Annotated in this window: 13 protein-coding genes; 5 read left to right on the top strand and 8 right to left on the bottom strand. The window is 63.2% G+C overall.

What is annotated here, in order from left to right; translation table 11 throughout:
• The first annotated feature begins 259 nt into the window (after positions 1 to 259).
• Positions 260 to 4,507: an FtsK/SpoIIIE domain-containing protein gene (locus ACX80Q_RS09145; RefSeq protein ID WP_459330218.1), complete on the top strand. Its 4,248-nt coding sequence runs from the start codon at positions 260 to 262 to the stop codon at positions 4,505 to 4,507.
• Positions 4,508 to 4,538: 31 nt separating this feature from the next.
• On the opposite strand, the gene ACX80Q_RS09140 is transcribed toward ACX80Q_RS09145, so the two are convergent.
• The gene (locus tag ACX80Q_RS09140; RefSeq protein WP_459330217.1) at positions 4,539 to 5,018 is read right to left on the bottom strand and encodes a hypothetical protein; all 480 of its coding nucleotides are present in this window, start codon (positions 5,016 to 5,018) and stop codon (positions 4,539 to 4,541) included.
• A 231-nt stretch (positions 5,019 to 5,249) separates the two neighbouring features.
• Here ACX80Q_RS09140 and ACX80Q_RS09135 point away from each other — a divergent pair, with 231 nt between their 5' ends.
• The gene (locus ACX80Q_RS09135; protein ID WP_103464761.1) at positions 5,250 to 5,498 is read left to right on the top strand and encodes a WhiB family transcriptional regulator; all 249 of its coding nucleotides are present in this window, start codon (positions 5,250 to 5,252) and stop codon (positions 5,496 to 5,498) included.
• A gap of 84 nt (positions 5,499 to 5,582) precedes the next feature.
• Here the strand turns inward: ACX80Q_RS09135 and ACX80Q_RS09130 are convergent, their stop codons facing one another.
• From ACX80Q_RS09130 to ACX80Q_RS09115, 4 genes are all read right to left on the bottom strand, one after another.
• Complete coding sequence (locus ACX80Q_RS09130) at positions 5,583 to 7,058, bottom strand: sensor histidine kinase (protein ID WP_459330216.1); 1,476 nt, start codon at positions 7,056 to 7,058, stop codon at positions 5,583 to 5,585.
• 80 nt (positions 7,059 to 7,138) lie between these two features.
• Positions 7,139 to 12,013 carry an NAD-glutamate dehydrogenase gene (locus ACX80Q_RS09125; RefSeq protein ID WP_459330215.1) on the bottom strand — a complete coding sequence of 1,625 codons (4,875 nt, stop codon included), beginning with the start codon at positions 12,011 to 12,013 and terminating at the stop codon, positions 7,139 to 7,141.
• A 57-nt stretch (positions 12,014 to 12,070) separates the two neighbouring features.
• Entirely contained in the window at positions 12,071 to 13,729 is a 1,659-nt protein-coding gene (locus ACX80Q_RS09120; protein WP_459330214.1) for an AAA family ATPase, read from the bottom strand.
• Positions 13,726 to 14,367 carry a CpaB family protein gene (locus ACX80Q_RS09115; protein WP_459330213.1) on the bottom strand — a complete coding sequence of 214 codons (642 nt, stop codon included), beginning with the start codon at positions 14,365 to 14,367 and terminating at the stop codon, positions 13,726 to 13,728. Before ACX80Q_RS09115 ends, ACX80Q_RS09120 begins: the two co-directional genes overlap by 4 nt.
• A 264-nt stretch (positions 14,368 to 14,631) precedes the next feature.
• Between ACX80Q_RS09115 and ACX80Q_RS09110 the strand changes: the two genes are divergently transcribed.
• Positions 14,632 to 14,853, top strand: coding sequence for a helix-turn-helix domain-containing protein (locus tag ACX80Q_RS09110; RefSeq protein ID WP_459330212.1), 222 nt, complete (start codon positions 14,632 to 14,634; stop codon positions 14,851 to 14,853).
• A 30-nt stretch (positions 14,854 to 14,883) separates the two neighbouring features.
• Here the strand turns inward: ACX80Q_RS09110 and ACX80Q_RS09105 are convergent, their stop codons facing one another.
• Positions 14,884 to 15,444 (bottom strand): hypothetical protein, encoded by a 561-nt coding sequence (locus tag ACX80Q_RS09105; protein WP_459330211.1) that lies wholly within the window; start codon positions 15,442 to 15,444, stop codon positions 14,884 to 14,886.
• Between the two features lie 170 nt (positions 15,445 to 15,614).
• On the opposite strand from ACX80Q_RS09105, the gene ACX80Q_RS09100 reads away from it, so the two are divergent.
• On the top strand, positions 15,615 to 16,394 hold the full coding sequence (locus ACX80Q_RS09100; protein WP_459330210.1) for a LysM peptidoglycan-binding domain-containing protein: 780 nt from the start codon (positions 15,615 to 15,617) through the stop codon (positions 16,392 to 16,394).
• Between the two features lie 70 nt (positions 16,395 to 16,464).
• A complete protein-coding gene (locus ACX80Q_RS09095) occupies positions 16,465 to 17,040 on the top strand; it encodes an Rv3235 family protein (protein ID WP_459330209.1) in 576 nt (191 codons plus the stop codon).
• Between the two features lie 90 nt (positions 17,041 to 17,130).
• On the opposite strand, the gene secA is transcribed toward ACX80Q_RS09095, so the two are convergent.
• Complete coding sequence (gene secA / locus ACX80Q_RS09090; protein WP_459330208.1) at positions 17,131 to 19,905, bottom strand: preprotein translocase subunit SecA; 2,775 nt, start codon at positions 19,903 to 19,905, stop codon at positions 17,131 to 17,133.
• A 75-nt stretch (positions 19,906 to 19,980) separates the two neighbouring features.
• Positions 19,981 to 21,207 (bottom strand): winged helix-turn-helix domain-containing protein, encoded by a 1,227-nt coding sequence (locus ACX80Q_RS09085; protein WP_459330207.1) that lies wholly within the window; start codon positions 21,205 to 21,207, stop codon positions 19,981 to 19,983.
• Positions 21,208 to 21,239 lie beyond the last annotated feature (32 nt).

Here is a 21,239-nt window from a genome sequence, read left to right as displayed (position 1 = left end):
TGTGTAGCTTGGTAGCGATATATGGGCACAACAGTGCCACGATCTACCTACCTAGGTTACCCGACCGATCAGAGCGGCCGCCCCCCTAGGTGGTGCGACTCACAGGCCCCATTCGCCTGGCCTCCTCGATTGATTCCCCCACAGGCCATGCCGGGTTGGTGCTTGGGCACAATGTTCGACGCCGGACGCCACGGGGCGGTTCACCTCGCCTAGGCTCGGGATCAGTGGGACGAGCGGGCGTGTTGGGTGAGGAGTTGCCATGTTGCTTCAAGTCACGCTGGTGGCAGGTGTGGGCGCGGCTGTTGGCGGCGTTGAGCCCGCGCCATCTGCGCCCATAGAACTCACTGTGACCTGGCCGTCTGGCGCCGCACCCGGCTCCTGTTCAGGGCAATCCCTGGCGCAAGCCCTGGCCCGCCGTGGGGCGGGCTGCAGTTTTAGCGTGGGCGGCCTTCCGCTGTCAGTTTTGCATGCCGGCCAACCGCCCTTGGTCGATGGGGCGGTGGTGGTGGCCTGGCCGGGCCGCGTGGAGCCGCCACCCAATGTCGGGACTGCCAGCCGTTCCGGCGTCGAGGGTGTGACAGCAGTCCTGGCCGTGTGCTCCGGGCCGGATGCCGGAGCCCTTTTTTCCCTGCGCCGGGGAACCTTCGGCGTGGGGCGCGGGCAATGCCACATAGTTGTGGCCGACCCCGCACTGTCTAGGCACCACGGGACACTTGTTGTGGGGACCCGTGGCATCGCCCTGACTGCCACCGGCCGTTCAAGCGGCTTCACCATTTGCCGTGCCGGGTGCAGCCCCACCAGCAAAGCCATTTCCGTCGCGGGCACAGTTGCCGTGGAAGTGGGCGACACCGTTGGCTGCGGAAGCAGTACTTTCCAGCTCAGGTTTCTTGACCCTGCCGTCCCGCACGGAAACGGCTCTGCGACACGGAGCACCGTCACCGCGGACAGCCAACACCCCGGATCCCGGACTCCTGCGCCTAACCTTGCCACGCCACCCCTGCTCGATGCCGCCACGCTGGAACCCCAGATTCTCCAGCACAGTCCCAGCTCCTCCCGGAGGCGATGGGCCATGATTGCTGCCGGCTGCCTCCCCGTGCTCATGGGCCTTGCCTTGGCGCTGGCCACCGGGTCGTGGATGTTTCTGGCCTTCGCTGCCATGGGTGCAGTGGCGGTTCTTGTGCCTGCATTCGGCGGCGGGAAACGGCGCCGAGGCTTTCTGGCCGCCGTGGCACAGGCCGTGAAGCTTGGTGCCGGGCGGGTTTCTTGGGCGTTCCCCGATGCCGGGGCGCTACTGCTGTCCGCACAGGCGGGCGGTGCGCCACCGCCTGGCGGTTCGCGCACCAGCGGCTTGGCGCTGCGCCTGGGCACTGCCACCCAAGCCGCCCGGCTGCTACTGGTTCCCATGGATCCCGCGTTTTCGGCACCCCTGCTGTCCCGCCAGCCTTTTTGTGTGCGCTGGGGTCCGGCGCCGCTCACTGTGCACGGCCCGCCCAACGCGGTGGCCTCGCTGCTGAACTTTGTCCTCGTGCAGCTGGACGCCGCAGCTGTTCCAGTTGTTCTGCTGGGCGAGGCCGGGCAGCTGCCGTTGGCTGCGAGGTTTCTTCCACGCACGGTGCTGGCGGGCACGACTGAGGCAGCGCAGCAGGCACTGGGCCATCTGGGTCCAGGAGCCGCGGATGCTGAGGAAGGTCCAGCGGGGGTCCTTGTGGTGGTGGCGGGAGCGGCAATCCGCACACCGGTGTTGCCGCCCGGCCTGCGTGTGCTGTTTTTCGTGTCCGATCGCTGTGCGGACACGCACGTCAGCGCAACGGCTCCCAGTAGGGCCGCGGTTCCGCCGACCGGCCCCCAACCGTCCAGTTACCCGCCTTCCCCCGAAACTGCGGGCGCCGCAACAGGTCCTGGGACGGGCAGCCGAGGCGGGGCTGGGAGCGCCGTCGTAGAGTTGAAGGCCGTGGGCAACCGGGTCATTGGCAGTTTTGCGGATGCAGAATTTGTGCCGGACGGCGTTGCGCCGAGGACCTTCGACGCTTATGCGCGTTCCCGGGCCGGCACAGCCGCCGGGCCCGGTCCCGGGCCGCTGGCAGCCCTGGCTGCCAGCCCTGCGCCCCGTCAGCTCAGCCCCCACGAGCTCCAGAGCTCATGGGGCGCCTGCGCAGGGGGACCGCTACGGGCCGTGGCCCTGGGGCAATCCAACGCAGGCCCCACCATGTTTGATTTCCGCCGTGATGGCCCACACCTGCTGGTGGCCGGCACTACCGGCTCAGGGAAGTCCGAATTCCTCCGCGCCTTGGTGGGCAGCCTTGCAGCCGCCCACTCCCCTGCCGACCTGCAGTTCATCTTCATTGATTTCAAGGGCGGAGCCGGATTGGGATCCCTGACAAACCTTCCGCACACGGCCTCGCTCCTGACAGACCTGGGCGGACATGGGGTGGATCGGATGCTTGCTTCCCTGCGAGCCGAACTCCACCACAGGGAGGCGGCGCTGGCTGCGGCCGGGGCATCGGACAGTGACCAGTACCGTGCGGGGAGGACCGCATCCGGCAGCCACGCCCTGGCCCACCTTGTGGTGGTCATTGATGAATTCCGCATCCTGGTGGATCAATATCCGGATGCCATGGCCGAGCTGATGCGCATCGCCGCCGTGGGCCGGTCCCTGGGCATCCATCTGGTCATGGCCACCCAGCGGCCGCAGGGCGCGTTGAATGCCGACATTCGAGCCAATGTGACCAGCTCCATCTGCCTGCGTGTTCAGTCAACTTTTGACTCGGCGGATGTGATCGGGACAGGTGCTGCCGCCAGCATCAGCGTGTCAACGCCAGGGCGGGGATTCATCAGCAGGGCTGGGGCGCCAGCCGAGGAATTTCAAAGCGCCACGTTGCGGATGCCGCACCAGGGCCACGGAGAATTGCCGCTCGTGGAAGTTTTTTCCGAGCGGCTCCGCGGCGGGTCCGCCGTCGACCCCGCGTCTTCCCCTCCGTCGGGCGACAGCGAAGCTATCACTGAACTCTTCAGAAATACGTGGCACGACTGGCAGGCTGCGGATCCGGCACGTCGTAGCGCACCTGCGGTCATCGCCCCTGAATTGCCGGCGGCCATTTCGCTGGACGGAACCGCCTACGGGAACCCTGGCGAAATCGCTGGCCTCCCTGGCGCTGTGCTGCTGGGGATGACGGACGTGCCGCACCGCCAGAGCCTGGAACACTTGCTGTGGCACCCCGAACACCACTCCCATCTGGCGTGTTTTGGCACCACGGCGGAAACTTCCTCAGCCGTTTCGCTGGCAGCCGGCCAACTCCTGGCTGCCAACGCGGGGTTGGCCTCCGGCGCCTCCGCCCGGGGACGTTTGCTGTATCTGCTCGACGGCGACGGGTCCCTTGCCGCCCATGCGGACAGTCCGTGGGTGGGAAGCTGCCTCGACACCGACCAGCCCAGGGCGGCGGCACACCTGGTGCGCCGGCTGCTGGAGGTGGCCAGGACAAGCACCCAAACACTGGTTCTGTGCATCACCGACTGGGGTCGCTGGGTGAGTGCGTTTCGTTCAAGCCCCTGGCCGTGGGCCGAAGACGCCATGGCCGAGCTGGTCCGCTTCAACAGTGGTGGCCTCGTGGTGGTTGTGGGCGGAGGCCGTGAACTGCTCACATCTCACTTTCTAACCGCCATCCCGAATAGGATGTTCCTGCCCTGCGGCAGCAACGCCGAATCCATCATCCTGTGGCCGCGGCTGCCCCGCTTCACGGCTGTGCCGGCTCGCGCCGGGATTTGCGGTCCCATCAATGCCGCCGCTGCCCGCTCGGAACCCGAGACAATGCACGTCGCCCAGCTTGGCACTGCACCTTTTGTGCACGGGCAGGAACGGCCATCGCACCCACGTCTACGCGCAAGTCATGCGGCCAGGACCCTGGCGGTGACGGAGCTGCCGGGCTCCCTCACCCTTGAAGAACTCCAGACCGCCGTCCCGCGGTTCCGAGAGGCAACGGCCCGCGAGGGCAGCCAGCGGCAGCAGTTGTTGTTGGGCCTGGGCGGTGACGGCCGGGACTTGCTCTCCATGACACCCAGTCCAGGCGCTCTTATTCCCGTGCTGGGCGGTAGCAAGAGCGGCAAGACCACCTTCCTGCGTGCGCTGGGCCGTCTCAACCATGTGCAGCTGTTCCAGCCGTTGCCGCCGGATGACCCGGCTGGGATTATCCTGGTGGACAACGCCGCGGGCCTGACACCCCTGGAGCAGGAGCGGGTCACCTCCCTGCTCGCGGCAGGGGCAACCATTGTGGCAGCGCTCCCCCACCCCAGCGCGGCATTGTCCCGGCTCCCCCTAGAGTGGGGCCTGCGCACGGTGGAACAAGGGATCGTCCTGAAGCCCCAACGTCCCTCCGATGCCGAACTGCTGGGTGTCCGCTTGGACACTGCTGGCTCCGAGCCACCGGGCCGCGGTGTGCTGGTGGATGGCGGGCAATGCCTGTGGTTTCAATTCCCGTTTCCGCAGCTGCCCGCGCCAGCGGCTGACAGCTAAGGAATCCATGCAGGCAAGGTGGCACCGGGATTTACAGGACGTTGCTATCCGCCGCTGAACGCAGTGAAAATGCCACCACTTTGGGGGTAAACAAGAAATATGCGGCTGCCACGGGAGGAAGCAGCATCGCCAGTCCCAGCAGAATGTTTCCCTCCAGGAGTGTTGAGACGGCTATGGCCACCATCAACAGCTGCCACACAAAAGCGGCGGACCGTGTCCACCTGAATCCCCTGTAGACATTCACAGCCACCAGAGCCAAACCTGCGGACAACGCCAACAGCAAGATGATCAGGAATACCCCGCTGGCCAGCGAATGGGTTGGCGCCGTCGCCGCCAGGACAATGGACCAAACCCCAAGGACTCCCAGAACCAAAGATTCCAGCGCAACAACGGCGGCAACCACCACGACTCCGGCCGGGCGGGCGTTGCCGTCGCCATGGGGCCCGCCGGTATCGGGCACGGAGGGCTCGGGGTGGGGCTGGTCAGCGGGAGTCGCAGGATCGTTTTGCACAAGAGCACCCTATCGGAGTTTGCGGGGAGTAGGGCCCGCTTCGATGATTCATTGTGACGTATCGCTCACGGATATGAGCTAATAAATCATCTCTTACCCCTTGTTTACAAAGAGTTAACATGACACGCTTAAGTCAATGACCTAGAGGGCCCATAGCGGGCCCTTTCTTATGTGGCCTGACGTGAATTCTTTCACAAATTGCCTCCCGTTTAAAAGGAGTGAGTGATCAGCATGGACTGGCGTAGTCGCGCAGCCTGCCTCGACAAGGATCCGGAATTATTTTTCCCGGTCGGAAACACGGGCCCTGCCTTGTTGCAAATCGAGGAAGCAAAAAGCGTATGTCGTCGCTGTCCAGTGGTCGACACTTGCTTGAAGTGGGCCATTGAATCAGGACAGGACGCGGGTGTTTGGGGTGGCTTGAGCGAGGACGAGCGCCGCGCCATGAAGCGCCGAGCGGCCCGCGCCCGTCGCGCCAGCTAGCCCATTTTTTCCAACTGACCCGCAGAAAACGCCGAAAATTCACGGTTTTACCGTGATTTTCGGCGTTTTCTGCGGGTCAGTTGTTTAATGGCGGCTAAAGAGGGCCATTTGCAGCGTCACCACTGTGCCGCCGCCGGGACGCGGAGACCATTCGATGGTGCCCCCGAGTTCGCTGGTCACCAGGGTCCGGACAATCTGCAGCCCCAGCCCTTCGGCGATGTGCCCCGGTGGCAGCCCCACGCCGTCGTCGGCAATGCCAACTGTCAGGGCATCGTCACCTGAATCATTCTTGTAGCGGTGCGCGGTCAGCCACACAGTTCCCTCGCGGTCCTGCAATCCGTGCTCAACGGCGTTGGTGACGAGCTCGTTGATCACCAGGGCCAGGGGTGTGGCGAAATCGCTGGGCAGCTCGCCAAAGGCGCCCTCACGTTCGGTACGGACTCTTTGCGACGGCGAGGCCACCTCGGCGGAAAGCCTGAACTGCCTGTCGATCAGTTCATCAAAGTCAACATTCTGGGCCAGGCCCTGGGACAAGGTTTCGTGCACCAGGGCAATGGTTGCCACGCGGCGCATGGCCTGCTCCAGGCCCTGCTTTCCTTCCTCGCTGTGCATGCGCCGGGACTGCATGCGCAATAGTGCCGCCACTGTTTGGAGGTTGTTCTTCACCCGGTGGTGGATCTCACGAATGGTGGCGTCCTTGGTGACCAGCTCCTGCTCCCGGCGCCGCAGTTCAGAAACGTCGCGGCACAACACCAAAGCCCCAAACCGCTCCGTGCCGTCGCGCAGGGGAATGGCACGCAGGGACAAACTCACCCCGCGTGATTCAATCTCCGTCCGCCACGGCATGCGCCCCGTGACAACCAGCGGCAACGACTCATCGACCATCCGGCGGTCCTTGAGCAGCCCCGTGGTGACCTCGGCCAGGGACCGACCTTCCAGCGACTCGCCGTCGCCCAGTCTGCGGAAGGCGGAAACACCGTTGGGGCTGGCGTACTGGACAATGCCGTCCACATCAAGGCGCAGCAGCCCATCGCCCACACGGGGGGCGCCACGGCGTGACCCCGTGGGTGAGGCGAAGTCAGGCCACAGCCCCAAGGTGCCCATCTTCAACAGGTCGTAGGCGCACTGGCGGTAGGTCAGCTCCAGCCGGGACGGCATCCGCGAGCTGGAGAGGTCCATGTGCGTGGTGATGACGGCAAGTGTCCGGCCGTTGCGCACCATGGGAATGGCTTCAACACGCATGGCCATGTCCGAGTTCCAAATTTTGGTCTCATGGGAACGCTCAATATTTTGGCTCGCCCACGCTGCCCGCACCAAGGGGTCAAGCTCCGGCTGGATCGGATCGCCCACAAAGTCCGCATGGAACATGGTGTGGGACGTGGACGGGCGTACATGGGCAAGGGCCACATACTCGTTGCCCTCGGACGGGAACCATAGGACCAGGTCGGCAAAGGACAAATCGGCGATCATCTGCCAGTCGCCCACCAACAGGTGCAGCCACTCGGCGTCGCCCGGGCCCAAGTTCGAACTTTCCCTGATCATGTCGGCAAAGATGGCCATGTGGGCTCCTAAAGGATGGGTGGCTGTGCCCGCCACCCAGGCGGCGGGCACAGCACTAACAGTTGGATCTGCGCAGCTTTTTAGCGCCGCACAATCGAACGCAGGAGCCTCAATGCTACCGACAATGACGCCATATCGTCTTGTTCAAGCTCATTGACCTCTTCAAACATGCGCACGGCACGAGCCAGTTGTTCCTGGTTTTGCGCTTCCCACGCCTGGATCCGCTCCATGTACGGGGTGCCGCTCGCGGTGCTGGCCATGACGTTGCTGGTCATGTCCGCCGTGGTGGCGTACAGGTCATCGCGCAACGCGGCACGGGCCAGGGCCTGCCACCTGTCATTGCGCGGCAGCGCCGTGATGCGTTCGAGCAGGGCATCCACGGCGTACCTGTTGTACAGCGCGTAGTACACGCTGGCCACGGCATCTTCGGGTTCCGTCAGGAACTCACTCACCTTTGCCACATCCAGGAGCGGGAACGTCTCAAAGAGTTCAGCCCAGCGCCGGCCCAGGTCCGCCGGCATGTCGAACGCTTCGGCACGGTTGCGCCACGTCTGGACGCGCTCCACGTCAACGCCCTGGAAGAACTCCTCCATGCGCCCGCCCAAGGTGCCCACCACAGGCTTGAAGCGGTTGACCACGTCTTCGATGTTGTGGGAAGTTATGCCCTCGTTGACCAGCCAACGGACGGCACGGTCAAGAAGGCGGCGCATGTCCAGATGCACGGTTGACCACTGCTCCGTGGAGAAGCTTGGCGGCAACTCCCGCAGCGCACTGCTCATGGCAGCGAAATCGAAGATCTCGTGCAGGGCAACGAAGGCCTTCGCGACGACCACTTCCGAGGCTGAGGATTCCTCCATGGCACGGAAGGCAAACGTGATGCCACCCAAATTGACCATGTCATTGGCCACCACCGTGGCAATGATCTCCTTGCGGAGCGGGTGCGTGTCCAGCTCAGCATCAAAGCGTGCCGCAACCTGGGCCGGGAAGTAACTGCGCAGCGTCTTCTTGAACCAGGGGTCATCGGCCAGATCGCTGTTGCTCAGCGCCTTGGCCAATTCCATCTTTGCGTAGGCGAGCAGAACTGCCAGCTCCGGCGACGTCAGGCCCTGCCCTGTTGCCAGGCGTTCCCGCAACTGGGCGTTGCTGGGCAAGGCTTCCAGTTCGCGGTCCAGCTCTGCATGCTCGTCAAGCCAGTCCATGAAGCGTTCAAAGCTGGGGCTCCACTCCACCACACGCTGACGGTCATTGAGCAGGAGAATGTTCTGCTCAATGTTGTCTTCCAGCACCAGATGCCCAATTTCATCTGTCATGGACATGAGGAAATCGGTGCGCTCGGCCGGATCAAGTTTCCCTGCCGCCACCATGCGGTCAACAAAGATCTTGATGTTGACTTCATGGTCGGAGCAATCAACGCCTGCAGAGTTGTCAATGGCGTCGGAGTTCAGGATGACCCCGTGCAGGGCAGCCTCCACTCGGCCGCGCTGGGTCATGCCGAGGTTGCCACCCTCACCAATGACCTTGACCCGCAGGTCGGCACCGTCAACACGGATGGGATCGTTGGCCTTGTCACCCACTTCGGCATGGGTTTCCGTGCTGGCCTTGATGTAGGTGCCAATGCCGCCGTTGTAGAGCAGGTCAGTGGGTGCCAGCAGGATGGCGCGCAGCAATTCCGGCGGGCTGAGCTTGAGCGTGCCTTCTGGCAGTCCAAGCGCCAGGCAGACTTCCGCCGAGACGGAGATGGACTTCAAAGAGCGTGAGTACACCCCACCGCCCTGGCTGATCAAATCCGGGTTGTAGTCCTGCCACGACGAACGGGGCAGATCGTAGAGCCGCTGGCGCTCATCAAAGGACGTGCCCGCCTCAGGGTTCGGGTCAAGGAAAATGTCCCTGTGGTCAAAGGCGGCCACGAGCCGCACGTGGCGGGTGCGCAGCAGTCCGTTACCGAACACGTCACCTGACATGTCCCCCACCCCAACTGCCGTGAACTCCTGGGTTTGGGTGTCGACGCCGAACTCGCTGAAGTGCCGCTTGACCGACTCCCAGGCACCGCGGGCGGTGATGCCCATGGCCTTGTGGTCATACCCGACCGAGCCGCCCGAGGCGAAAGCATCGCCCAGCCAGAAGTTGTACTCAGCGGAGATGGCGTTGGCCGTGTCCGAGAAGGATGCGGTGCCCTTGTCAGCGGCCACCACCAGGTAGGTGTCATCGCCGTCATGGCGGACAACGTTCAGCGGCGGAACCACCACTTCCCCGGCGTCGGACGTCACCAGGTTGTCGGTGACATCCAGCAGGCCGCGAATGAAGGTCTTGTAGCTTTCCTGGCCTTCGCTCATCCAGGCGCCGCGATCGATTGCCGGGTTGGGCAGCGCCTTGGCGAAGAAGCCGCCCTTGGCGCCCGTGGGCACGATCACGGCGTTCTTGACTGTCTGTGCCTTGACCAGACCCAGCACCTCCGTGCGGAAGTCCTCCCTGCGGTCAGACCAGCGCAGCCCGCCACGGGCCACCTTGCCGAAGCGCAGGTGCGTTCCTTCAACCCGTGGGGAGTAAACCCAGATTTCAAACATGGGCCGCGGTGCGGGCAGGCCCTCAATGGTGGCCGGGTTGAGCTTCATGCTCAGGAAATCGCGGTTCCGGTAGTAATTGGTGCGCAGGGTGGAATCCAGGAGGTTGGTGAAGGTGCGCAGGACCCGGTCAGCATCCAAGGTGGGCACATTCTCCAGCGCGGCATTGAGCCTGGCATGAATCTCGGCCAGCAGCTCCGGACGGGCTGCCGCGTCAACGGAGGGGTTGAATCGGGCCTCAAACAACTCAACCAACCCGCGGGTCACAGCAACGTTTTGCAGGAGGGTGGCGGCAATGAAACCGTAGGAGTTGGCGTTGCCCATCTGGCGCATGTACTTGGCATACGCGCGCAAAATTACGATCTGGCGCCACTGCATGCCTTCGCTGAGCACCAAACGGTCGAAGGGATCGGATTCGCTTCGGCCCGTGATGGCCGCACCAAAAGCGGCTGTGAGCAGTTCAGCCGTTGCCATCGGATCCACACCGGCCGGATACTTCAGGCCAAGGTCATAGAGGAAGAAGTCACGCTTGTCGGCGGTTTCGATCTCGAAGGGCCGCTCGTCAAGAACTTCCAGCCCAAGGTTGTGGAAGAACGGCAGAATCTTGGTCAGGCTTTGGGGATGAGCCATGAAGAGCTTAACCCGGGCGTCCTCCTCCAAGGTTTCAGCGGTCCCCACAGGCAGGTACACCTGCATGCCGGGGGCACATTGGGCCGGGCTCAAGCCAGCGGCAATGACTTCCTTGTAGCTGGCGTCAAATTTCTCGAAGCTGGCAATGTCGGCGAGGGCATCCTCCACCTCAAAATCAATGCGGTAACTGGCGGGGAAGGCCTCCGACCATTTGGGCACCAAACGGTCGGCAACGTCCAGCGGCTGCGTTTCGCGCAGCACCTGGGCCACACCTTCGGGCCACGACCGTGCCGCGCGCACCAGACGCTGCTCCAATTCGGCAACGTGCAGGTCCTCGGGTACCAGGTATTCCTTGGGCAGGCGGATGCGGAAGAACAAGCGGGCCAGTGCCGATTCACTCATCCGCGCCTCAAAGTCAATGGCAACGGCACCAAAAGTGCTCGTGAGCTCGTGCTCGATGCGGTGGCGCACAGCCGTGGTGTACCTATCACGCGGGATGTACACCAGCGCCGACATGAACCTGCCGTAGATGTCCGGGCGCAGGAAAAGCCGTGTTCGACGGCGTTCGGCCAGACGCAGGATGCCGTTGGCGATTTCGATCAGCTCAGGGACCTCGATCTGGAACAGTTCATCACGCGGGTAGGTTTCCAGCACGGCAAAGAGGTCCTTGCCGGAGTGGGAATTGGGAGGGAAGCCGAAGTGGCGCAGAACGGCGTCAACTTTTTCCCGGACCACGGGAATGTTGCGCACGGAACCGGTGTAAACGGCGGAGGAAAACAAGCCAATGAAGCGTTGCTCACCGTTGACGTTTCCCTGGGAATCAAAGGACTTGATGCCGATGTAGTCCAGGTAGGCGCCGCGGTGCACGGTTGAGCGGGAGTTGGCCTTGGTGATGACCAGGACACGCTTCTCGCGGGCCTTGCGCTGGCCGGTGGTGGTCAAGTGCTGCACGGACACGTGATTGGCATCCTCGCGCAGCAAGCCCAGTCCACTGCCTTCACGGTTGACCAGAACGTCCTCGCCGTCCTGCTTGGAGAGATCGTATTCGCGGTAGCCCAGGAAGGTGAAGTTGTCGGCCTCCATCCAGTGGAGGAGATCTTCGGCTTCGCGGAGGTCCACGAGCGACTCCCCGGCCAGCACTGTTGCCAGGATTTCGGCGCGGCTCAGCGCCTTCTCCCGCATGGCCGGCCAGTCCTCAACAGCGGAGCGCACATTGGCGAGAACCTTGTTCAGGCCGGCCAGTAATTCCTGTTTGGCAGCGTCGTCGATCTTGGGGATTTCAACGGCTATCCAGGACTCAAGGAATGAGGCGTTGTCCCCATCGCCGAGCAGGTGGGAGATGTTCGGCATGGCGGAGGTGTCTCCGCTGGCAATGCCGGTATGGGTGGGGACCTTTGTTACGGAGGTCAGGGCGTTATTAGCCTTCTCCCGTGCCACCACGAAGACGGGGTGGGTGACGAGGTGGATGGCCAGGTTCTGCCGCACGAGCTCGGCGCTGACGGAGTCCACAAGGAAGGGCATGTCATCGGTGACGATGTACACCATGCTGGCATCGTGCTCATCAAGAATTTCCACATTGGCGTGGCTGGGGGTCCGCTTGGCCGCGAGGACCTGGTGCGCGAGCGCCCTCGCCTCCAGGACAGCCGGCTCATAGAGGGCAGCGTCCTCGGCAGAAAGTTGCACAAAGTAGTCATTGAAGAACGACTGGCCGCCAACCCGGAATGAATCCTGAACAGGCTCGGGGTTGGATGTGTGCGATGACATAAAATAACGCCTCCGTCAAAGGGAAAAGATCGCTTCTTTGCGACCGTACACCTGAGCCTAGCGCCGAACTTCACGCTTCGCTGTGGCGTTTCTTACAGCACTTTCCGGGTTTTGCTGGACAGCTGCACAACTGATGCCGCGAATGGCCTTGCGCAATGGCGCATCGGGGGCGATCTCTTGCAAAAGCCTCCCCTCCAACAGGGCCTTGTCTGTGAGCTCAGGCTCCCACGGCAGGAAATGCGAGATTGCCAGCGATGGCCCGAACCGGTCCCAGGCCTGAGCGAGGGCCCGCTCCGGCGCGCCACCCACAGCCCTGCGGCGCACCTTGTTGACCACCACGCGAACATCGGCCGCGGGGCACTGGCGGGCCAGCTCGGCAAGGCCCCGAATGAGGCGAGGAATCCCCACGGCGTCGGCATTGCCCAGCGCGTAGATGATGTCCGCCTGGCCCAGGACCATCAAGGTTGCGGCGTTGCGCCGTGGTGCCACGGTGTCGTAGCTCAGCTCTTCGTCGCTTTCCAGCGAAAAACCACAATCCACAATGACAAGGTCCACCATTTCCTGGGCCCTAGACAGCACCCGCTGCACAGCGGCTGCACGCAATTCGGGCCACCGGTCGGGGCGAGTAAGACCCGTCAGGAGCGAAAAGGAACCTCCGGAAAAGACCACCTGTGTGGCAATCTTGGCCAGCTGCGCACCGCCCAACTGGCCCTGGTCAGCCGCCCGGCACGCCTGGGCAAAGGAAGCCGACTCGTCCAGCAACCCCAGCGCCGCAGCAACGCTGGCCCCAAAGCTGTCGGCGTCGATCAACATGACGGAGCGGCCAGCTGCCGCCTGTTCGGCGGCCAGATTGACTGCCACAGTGGTGCGTCCCGGCGATCCGACCGGGCCCCACACCGCCACGAGGGTGCCCTCCCCCGCCGGAGGAGATGGCCCGGTACCTGTGCCTGTTGGCGGGGCGCCTGCTTTCTGGATGCTCCGGCTGAGGCGGCCCGGACGCCGATCCCGGTGCAGCACTGCCCTGACTTTGGCGCCCAGTCCGGCTGGCATGTGCCGGGACACTCCGGCGGGGGTGCCGTGCTGATCAGCACCCTGATTATCAGCGCCCTGCGCATCAACTCCATCCGCATCCGGAGGAGGAGACACTCCCGATGACGCCGGGGTCCGCTCACTTTCCGGGCTTGTCACAGCCGCGCCGCTTGGTGTCAGCCCTTCCATTTCCGGCCCCGGAACTGTTGAGGCAGTCTGGCCCCCGGCCCCGTCCAGACCGGCGACGGCAGCGGCGCCGCCGGTGGGCGGCAGATCCGGGGACCCGCCCTGCTGGTCGTGGCTGGCAGGGACGGCAAAACCGGTTGAGAAGTGGTGGCGGGTGCCCTCGACAGCTGCCAGCACCGCCGCACTCAATGCCTCCGCAGTGACGCTTCCGGACACAACGGCGGCCCCCATGCTGTGCAGCCTGCGGGCGTCCTCCGGCGTATCCGCAACGGCCACCACGCTGACTCCCACTGCCGTCAGCCTGTCCACCAGCGTCGCGGTCAGCTCATCTGCGCCTTGAGCCACCACGGCAACCTGGGCAAGCCCGCTCTGGCAGGCCGCCAGCAACTGCGCCAATTCCGGACACCGACGGACAATGCTGAGTTTTCCCCGGCGCCCCGCAAGCTGCTCGATCACGCCCGCTGCGGTGTCGCCCACCGCCACGACACTCACAACGTTCACTGCGAGGCCCCGGGATTCCAGACCACTGAAACCTTGGCCTTGTTGGCCACGGCTCCGAGCAACTTTGGCATTTGGGCATCGCTGACCAACACCATGATCTGCATGTACTTACCCGAACCTAGGGAGCCGGCGGAAACGTTGAGCGCGGCGACCTCGGCCCCGGGTAACATCAGGACCGGTGCCTGGAAGCCGTTGCGCTCATCGGGCAGCGCAACCCAAACATCAACGTGGGAGCCCACCACCACCTCCTTGGGCAGGGGTTCTGTGATGGTCACGGGCGCAGGTTTGCGGTCAAGCGCATCCGTTCGCCCAATGCTGGACAGGGCAACAAGCTCCCCCTTGGGCACCATCCGCACAGCCACGCTGTTTTCACCCAGAACCATGGCCGGGTTCAAGTACTTCCCGCCCACATCCCCCAGTTGAACTTGTACAATACTGAAGGATTCCGGCGTGATCTTCTGCCCCACCACCAGGGCATCCTTGGCTGCGTACACGGGCACAGTTTTGCCGGCGTTGCCCACCAGCGCCACCACACCCGCCACGGAAGCTAGGACCAGAAGGATGCCTATCAGGAGCCGGGGATCTTTCCATGAAGGTTTGCTCAACCGTGCGGCCTGCCCCTGCGCTTCCAAAGCCATGGTTCCTCCCCGTAACGAAACGTTCCGCCGTGGTGGTTGGTGCACAGCCCGGACGATGTGCGAATACGATGAGCGAACCTGTGTCCTGCGCGGAGCGTTGTGTACTTATTTCTACAGCCGATGGGCGCTTGTTGAAACCCCTGAGGCGAAAAAGCCCCGAATCTGTGGACAACACGGCCCCGGACGCTGCCACCATCTCATGGCACCCTGGGGAAAACTCCTATAAACCTCGTCAAACATGGCCAAAGGAGAGATAATGAGTCCATGCCTCGATTCCTGACTTTGGCGGACGTTGCCGAACAGCTGCAGATTTCCGCCGCCGCATGCTACGCACTGGTGCACAGCGGTGAGCTGCCGGCATTTCAAATTGGCGGCCGCGGGCAATGGCGTGTGGACGAAGCAAAATTTGAACAGTTCATCGACGACCGCCATGCGGCAGCCCGGGCCATGCTGGCCGCTGAGAACACGGCCTCCAGCCCCGGCTAGTCCCATGACCACGTGGTTGCCGGGCTTCGGCTAAAACTCGTTGTCGGCAGCCGAGGCGATGGCCGCCAGACTGCCCAAGGGAACCACAACACTGCCCTGTCGATTCTCGCGGTCCCGGCTGACGCCGTCGGCCAATTGCATGAGTTGCACGTAATCGGCACCCACCTGGTCAAGCACCCCGCGAATGCTGGCAGGATGTGCCGCGTCCAGTTCAAGAACCACACTCGAGCGGTTTCTTGCAAGCACCCGCAGCGCTGCGGAGATCGGGTACTGAATCGTGCTTGCGGCCCGCGCACGCTGCGTTCCCAGCCCATGAACCAGCAACAGCTTGGCCAACGGCAGCACCACTGAGCGGTTCTCCTCCCCCAGCAACATCCATTGGGGTTCAACCCTTTGCACCCTGCCGTGAAAAGCGCTCCCATTGCACAGGGTGAGCGAAACGTGCTGCCCCACGGAGCCCCTCAACGCCTCGGCCAGGGTCAGCTGTGACGCCTCGACCCGCGCCAATTCATTGACGTGGCGTTCCAGGTCCAGCTGTTCGGCCTCATGCCATTGGGCTTCCAAGTCGCCAAAGAGTAGTTCCCACCGCATGGCGCCACGCTAGGCGCAGGGCGGCCATGGCGTCAAGGACCCTGTACGGCCACGGCAGTTGTCCACAATTTTCCGCCACCTCTGGACACGCGCCGCTATGAGGTTCAAAATGAATTCAAAGATATTAAAGCGAGTCAAAGAGTGTCAAAAGAGTTCAAAGGAGAACTTCGGTGAAACGGCAAGCACTGACCGACCTGGCCATGACGGCGGCAACTCTCGTCCTCGGGGCCTCGCTGGTGTTCAGCGGCGGCTCACTGCTGCGGCTTCGGGGCAGCACCACCCACGGGTGGGCACAAGCCCTGGATCTGGCGGAGCTATTGGGCGTAGCCGGAGCCGGTGTGGGCATCGCGTTGCTGTGCTGGTGGCTCATCGCCATGGCGTGCGCGTGCCTGTCAGCTGTGGCCCATGCCCGGGGAGCTGAAAAAGTGGCCGTCCTGGCGGAACGGTGCTCACCGGCGTTCATGCGTCGGCTTACCACGGCCGTGCTGAGCCTGAATCTCCTGGCCACTCCCTTACTTGCGGCCGCAAACGCACCGGTGGTTGACCCGCTCTGGCACACCAATACGGGCGCTGGCACCAGTACGGCAGCGCCCGGCCCCAGCATTTTCCCGCCGGAGTCCGCCGTTCCCGTGGAACCACGATGGATCCCACACACCCCGGAAACAGCTCCGGATTTGCTGGTCCCTCCCTCAACCCGGCCTGCCATGGAACTGCCCAACACCCCCGCGGCGCAGGCCCGTTCGCCCCACAGCGACAACGCCCTGGATGTTGTGGTCAAGAGCGGTGACAGTCTGTGGACCATAGCGTCCGCTGCGCTGGGTCCCTTCTCAACCGATGTGGAGGTGGCCCAGGCCTGGCCTCGCTGGTATAGCGCCAACCGGGACACCATAGGTGAGGACCCCAACTACATTCTTCCCGGACAGGTGCTCCATGCACCGAACGGCTACTAGCACGTGGCATCAAAACCCTGCCAGTCACGCAGGGCACGGCACCTTGGGTTCACGAGCAAAGGAGCACCCCATGAGTACAGCAGCCATCCCCCGCACCGCGGCCGGGTCTACACCGTTGGTGGTCAGGCCGGCGCCGCTGTTGGAGCCCCCGGGCGGGCAGGGCGGGACAGTTGTGAAGATGCCCAGCCGCATCAGGGCGGGAGCGGCCCTGCCTTCCACGGTTGGCACCCGGCCCGCCTCGAAGGTTCATGCCCTTGCCCCGGAGGCTGCCGAGCGTGCCACGGTGGCCGCCATGTCCGGGCGGATCGCACAGTCTGCGGTGGAAGTGCTCAACGGCGTCAGGAGCGTCCACCAGCTGTCCCGGTGGCTTGACGCACGCTGCATGAGTTCATTGACAACCCGGGCCCGTCTCCATGCTGAAGCCTGCAAGGCCGTGGCCCGGCGTGGCAGCCATGAGGCCCAGGACAACAACGTCCACCTGCTGCACCCGCAACCAGTAGTCCACTCGGTCCACTGCAGCGCCATCTCACCCGGGATCTTTGAAACGGCAGTGGTGATTGCGGACAGGACGCGGTTCCGGGCCATGGCCATGCGTTTTGAATTCAGCCGCGGCCTGTGGAAAGTTACCGCGCTTCGCATCGGCTGACCAACCCCAGTTCCGGGGACAGCAATGGCGGCCCGCGCGCGGGCCGCCATTGCTGGGGTTGCCTTGAAAACTAACAGCTAAAACATGTTGTTAGCGCTTCTTCTTGCCCTTGCTCTTGTTGCCGGCACGCTTGGCCGACGGCGGCAGCCCGCCGGCGCTGCGGCGCTCCACATGCGTTTCCACGCCGCCCTGTTCGTCCGGGGCGGTGAATCGCAGTTGGGCAGGCTTGGCGGGTGCCTCGAGGCCGGGAGCGGTGATGCGCGGGGCCGCAGTGTCACCGCCAGCCTCGGATCCTGCGCCGGCCACGCGGTCCATGAGCGCCGAAGGCTGTTCAGCAACTACACCAACAGCTGTTGCCGGGGCGTTCTCGACCTGAACTTCCAGGTTGAACAGGAAGCCGACGCTTTCCTCACGGATGGCAGCCATCATGGACTGGAACATTTCGTAGCCTTCACGCTGGTACTCCACCAAGGGATCGCGCTGGGCCATGGCACGCAGGCCAATGCCCTCCTTGAGGTAGTCCATCTCGTACAGGTGTTCCTGCCATTTGCGTCCCACCACGGAGAGGACAACGCGGCGTTCCAGCTCCCGCATGGTCTCCGAACCAAGGGCGGCTTCACGTTCCTGGTAGGCCACGCGAGCATCCGAGAGCAGCTCGGTCTTGAGCGTCTCGGCCGTGATGCGGCCAATTCCGCCAACCTCTTCGCCGATCTCCTCCACGCTCACCGTGACGGGGTAGATGGTGCGCAGGTTGGTCCACAGGGCATGGAAGTCCATTTCGCCAGCCTGGCCCTGCCCCAAGGACGCGTCAATGATCTCGTTGACGGTGTCTTCCAGGAAGTGCTGGACCTTCTCGTGCAGGTCGCCACCTTCCAGGATCCGGCGGCGGTCGCTGTAAATGGCTTCGCGCTGGCGGTTCAGGACGTCGTCGTACTTGAGCACATTCTTGCGCTGCTCGGCGTTGCGGCCCTCAACCTGGCCCTGCGCCGAGGCAATCGCCTTGGACACCAGCTTGGACTCCAACGCCACATCGTCGGGCATCGAGGAGCGTGACATGAGCCGCTCGGCGGCACCGGAGTTGAACAAACGCATCAAGTCATCAGTCAAGGAGAGATAGAAGCGGGACTCGCCGGGGTCACCCTGACGGCCGGAACGGCCTCGGAGCTGGTTGTCGATGCGGCGGGATTCGTGGCGCTCGGTACCCAAAACGTACAGGCCGCCGGCTTCCAGCACTGCCTCGTGCTCGTCCTTGACGGCCAGCTTGGCTGCCTCGAACGCGTCGTGCCAGGCTGCCTCGTACTCTTCCGGAGTTTCTTCCGGATCAAGTCCGCGCGCGGCCAGCTCGGCGACGGCGTTGAACTCGGCGTTGCCGCCGAGCATGATGTCAGTTCCGCGGCCAGCCATGTTGGTGGCCACTGTGACGGCTCCGCGGCGGCCTGCCTGGGCCACAATGGCGGCTTCTCGGGCGTGGTTCTTGGCGTTCAGGACCTCGTGCTTGACACCGGCTTTTGCCAACTTCTTGGAAAGGTATTCGCTCTTCTCAACGCTGGTGGTGCCCACCAAAACCGGCTGGCCGGTTTCGTGGCGTTCCACAATGTCAGCCACCACGGCGTCGAACTTCACAACCTCGTTCTTGTAGACAAGGTCGGGCTGGTCAACACGCTGCATGGGCTTGTTGGTGGGGATGGGAACAACACCCAGGGAGTAAGTTCCCATGAACTCGGACGCCTCAGTCTCGGCGGTACCTGTCATGCCGGAGAGCTTGTCATACAGGCGGAAGTAGTTCTGCAAGGTCACCGTGGCCAGGGTCTGGTTTTCAGCCTTGATCTCCACACCCTCCTTGGCTTCGATCGCCTGGTGCATGCCTTCGTTGTAGCGGCGGCCGGCCAAAATACGGCCGGTGTGCTCATCCACAATGAGAACTTCGCCATCCATGATGACGTAGTCCTTGTCGCGCTTGAACAGTTCCTTGGCCTTGATGGCGTTGTTCAGGAAGCCGATCAGCGGCGTATTGGCGGATTCGTAGAGGTTGGTAATGCCCAGGTAGTCCTCAACCTTTTCGATGCCTTCCTCAAGGACACCCACGGTGCGCTTCTTCTCATCAACTTCGTAGTCCTCGTCGATGTTCAGGCGCAGCACCACCTTGGCGAACTCGCCGTACCAGCGGTTGGCGTCCCCGGAAGCCGGACCGGAAATGATCAAGGGTGTGCGGGCCTCATCGATGAGGATGGAGTCAACTTCATCCACAATGGCGAAGTTGTGGCCGCGCTGGACCAGCTCATCCTTGCTCCACGCCATGTTGTCGCGCAGGTAGTCAAACCCAAATTCGTTGTTGGTGCCGTAGGTGATGTCCGCGGCGTACTGGGCACGGCGGACAGCGGGATCCTGGTTGGAAAGGATGCAACCGCTGCTCTGGCCCAGGAACCTGAACACTCGGCCCATGAGATCGGACTGGTACTGCGCCAGGTAGTCGTTGACAGTGACCACGTGGACGCCCTGGCCCGTGAGCGAGTTCAGGTAAGCCGGGGCCGTTGCCACCAGGGTTTTACCTTCACCAGTTTTCATCTCGGCAATGTTGCCAAGGTGCAGCGCCGCTCCACCCATGAGCTGAACACGGAAGTGACGCAGGCCAAGGGTGCGGGAGGATGCTTCGCGCACGGCGGCGAAGGCCTCCGGCAGCAGGTCATCGAGAGTCTCACCGTCTTCGTGGCGTTGCTTGAGCTTGTCTGTTTCCTGGCGCAGCTCAGCGTCGGTGAAGGTCTGGAAGGGCTCCTCCAGCGAATCAATGGCGTCAGCAAGCACATTGAGTCGTTTAAGCGTTTTGCGATCGCCTGTACGAAGAACCCGTTCAAGAAGTGATGGCACGAAATTGCTCCCAATCTATTGCACCTAAAAGTGGCGTGTTCAGTCTACGTGAGAAGACGCACACCACACTGCCAGTTATTGCAAGGCCGCCTTCAGTGTCGCAGCCAGGTCCCCATGATCAAGCACGACGACGGCGCCAAGTCCCAGCCATTGGGCCATAAGTTCCAGCTCGGCGGACAAGCGATTGGCGGTATCTGTGGGCGCACCGGGTTCGGCGAACGCACCACGAACTTTGAGGACCCCCGCCTGGCGATCCGCCTTGAGATCCACCCGGGCCACAATGTTCTCGCCCAGCAGAAACGGCAACACGTAATATCCATATTTTCGCTTCGGCTCCGGCGTATAGATTTCCAGCCGGTAGTGAAAGTTGAAGAGCCGCTCCAGGCGCCGGCGTTCAAACACCAGCGAATCAAAGGGGCTCAAGAGGGCCTGGCCTGTTGCCTTGCGCGGCGTTCCCGCCGTTGCGTGCAGGAAAGTGGGTTCGGACCAACCGTCAACGGCAACGGATGCCAGCTCCCCCGCAGCCACAAGTTTCTTCACAGCGTGTTCGGCTGCCTTGACCGGCAGCCGGAAGTAGTCGGCAAAGCACCGGGTGGTGCCGATGCCATGGGCCCTGGCTGCTGCGGAGATGAGGCGCGTGAGGGACTCCTCCTTGGTGCCGGGATCAACGGCCTCTCCCGGAGACCACAGGCCACGCCGGGCCGGTGGCAGAATTTTCTCGATGAGTGAATACCGGCGTTCGAATTGTTCGTTGCGCGAGGCAACACCCACAACCCCACGCGCAAAGAGTCCTTCCAAGGCCCGCTTTACTGCACTCCAGTTCCAGCCCCAGTGATCCTTGCTCACCGTTTCCTCATGGCCAATCCTGGCCTTGATCTCCCGCGCCGTAAGGGGATTGCTGTGCGTCAGAAGCTGCAGAATGCTTGTTTCAAGGGTTTCCCGGAGCCCGGACTCCATGCCGTCGGAACCCACCCAGCTGCGGCTTTGCCATGGCCGCAAATCATGAAAATGCTCGGGGCGGATGAAGCTTGCCTCGTGGGCCCAATACTCCATCAGCTTCCGCGGGGACCGGCCAGCCAAGATGTTGAGCAAGGTGGTGTCGTAGGGCCCCAGCCGGGAAAAGAAGGGAAGGTAATGGCTGCGGGAGAGCACGTTGACGGAGTCAATCTGGACCAGCTGCAATTGCGCAAAAGTCCGGCCCACCTCCCGTGCTGTGACGGGTTGGGCGGGCCGGACGGTTGCAAGTCCCTGAGCCTTGAGTGCTATCCGCCGGGCCTGGGACAGGCTCAGCGTTGCACCCATAAAATCTGCTCCTTGACTTTGTTCGAACGCTC

The sequence above is a fragment of the Arthrobacter sp. HLT1-20 genome, assembly GCF_054510895.1.
Note: the sequence above shows the minus strand (reverse complement) of the source record. Positions and strands in the feature narration are given on the sequence as shown.

What these genes read in the sequence shown, in the direction of transcription:
- ACX80Q_RS09110 (WP_459330212.1), top strand. Translation starts at nt 14,632, where the DNA reads ATGCCTCGATTCCTGACTTTGGCGGACGTTGCCGAACAGCTGCAGATT.
- ACX80Q_RS09145 (WP_459330218.1), top strand. Translation starts at nt 260, where the DNA reads ATGTTGCTTCAAGTCACGCTGGTGGCAGGTGTGGGCGCGGCTGTTGGC.
- ACX80Q_RS09135 (WP_103464761.1), top strand. Translation starts at nt 5,250, where the DNA reads ATGGACTGGCGTAGTCGCGCAGCCTGCCTCGACAAGGATCCGGAATTA.
- ACX80Q_RS09095 (WP_459330209.1), top strand. Translation starts at nt 16,465, where the DNA reads ATGAGTACAGCAGCCATCCCCCGCACCGCGGCCGGGTCTACACCGTTG.
- ACX80Q_RS09085 (WP_459330207.1), bottom strand. Translation starts at nt 21,207, where the DNA reads ATGGGTGCAACGCTGAGCCTGTCCCAGGCCCGGCGGATAGCACTCAAG.
- ACX80Q_RS09115 (WP_459330213.1), bottom strand. Translation starts at nt 14,367, where the DNA reads ATGGCTTTGGAAGCGCAGGGGCAGGCCGCACGGTTGAGCAAACCTTCA.
- ACX80Q_RS09130 (WP_459330216.1), bottom strand. Translation starts at nt 7,058, where the DNA reads ATGGCCATCTTTGCCGACATGATCAGGGAAAGTTCGAACTTGGGCCCG.
- ACX80Q_RS09125 (WP_459330215.1), bottom strand. Translation starts at nt 12,013, where the DNA reads ATGTCATCGCACACATCCAACCCCGAGCCTGTTCAGGATTCATTCCGG.
- ACX80Q_RS09105 (WP_459330211.1), bottom strand. Translation starts at nt 15,444, where the DNA reads ATGCGGTGGGAACTACTCTTTGGCGACTTGGAAGCCCAATGGCATGAG.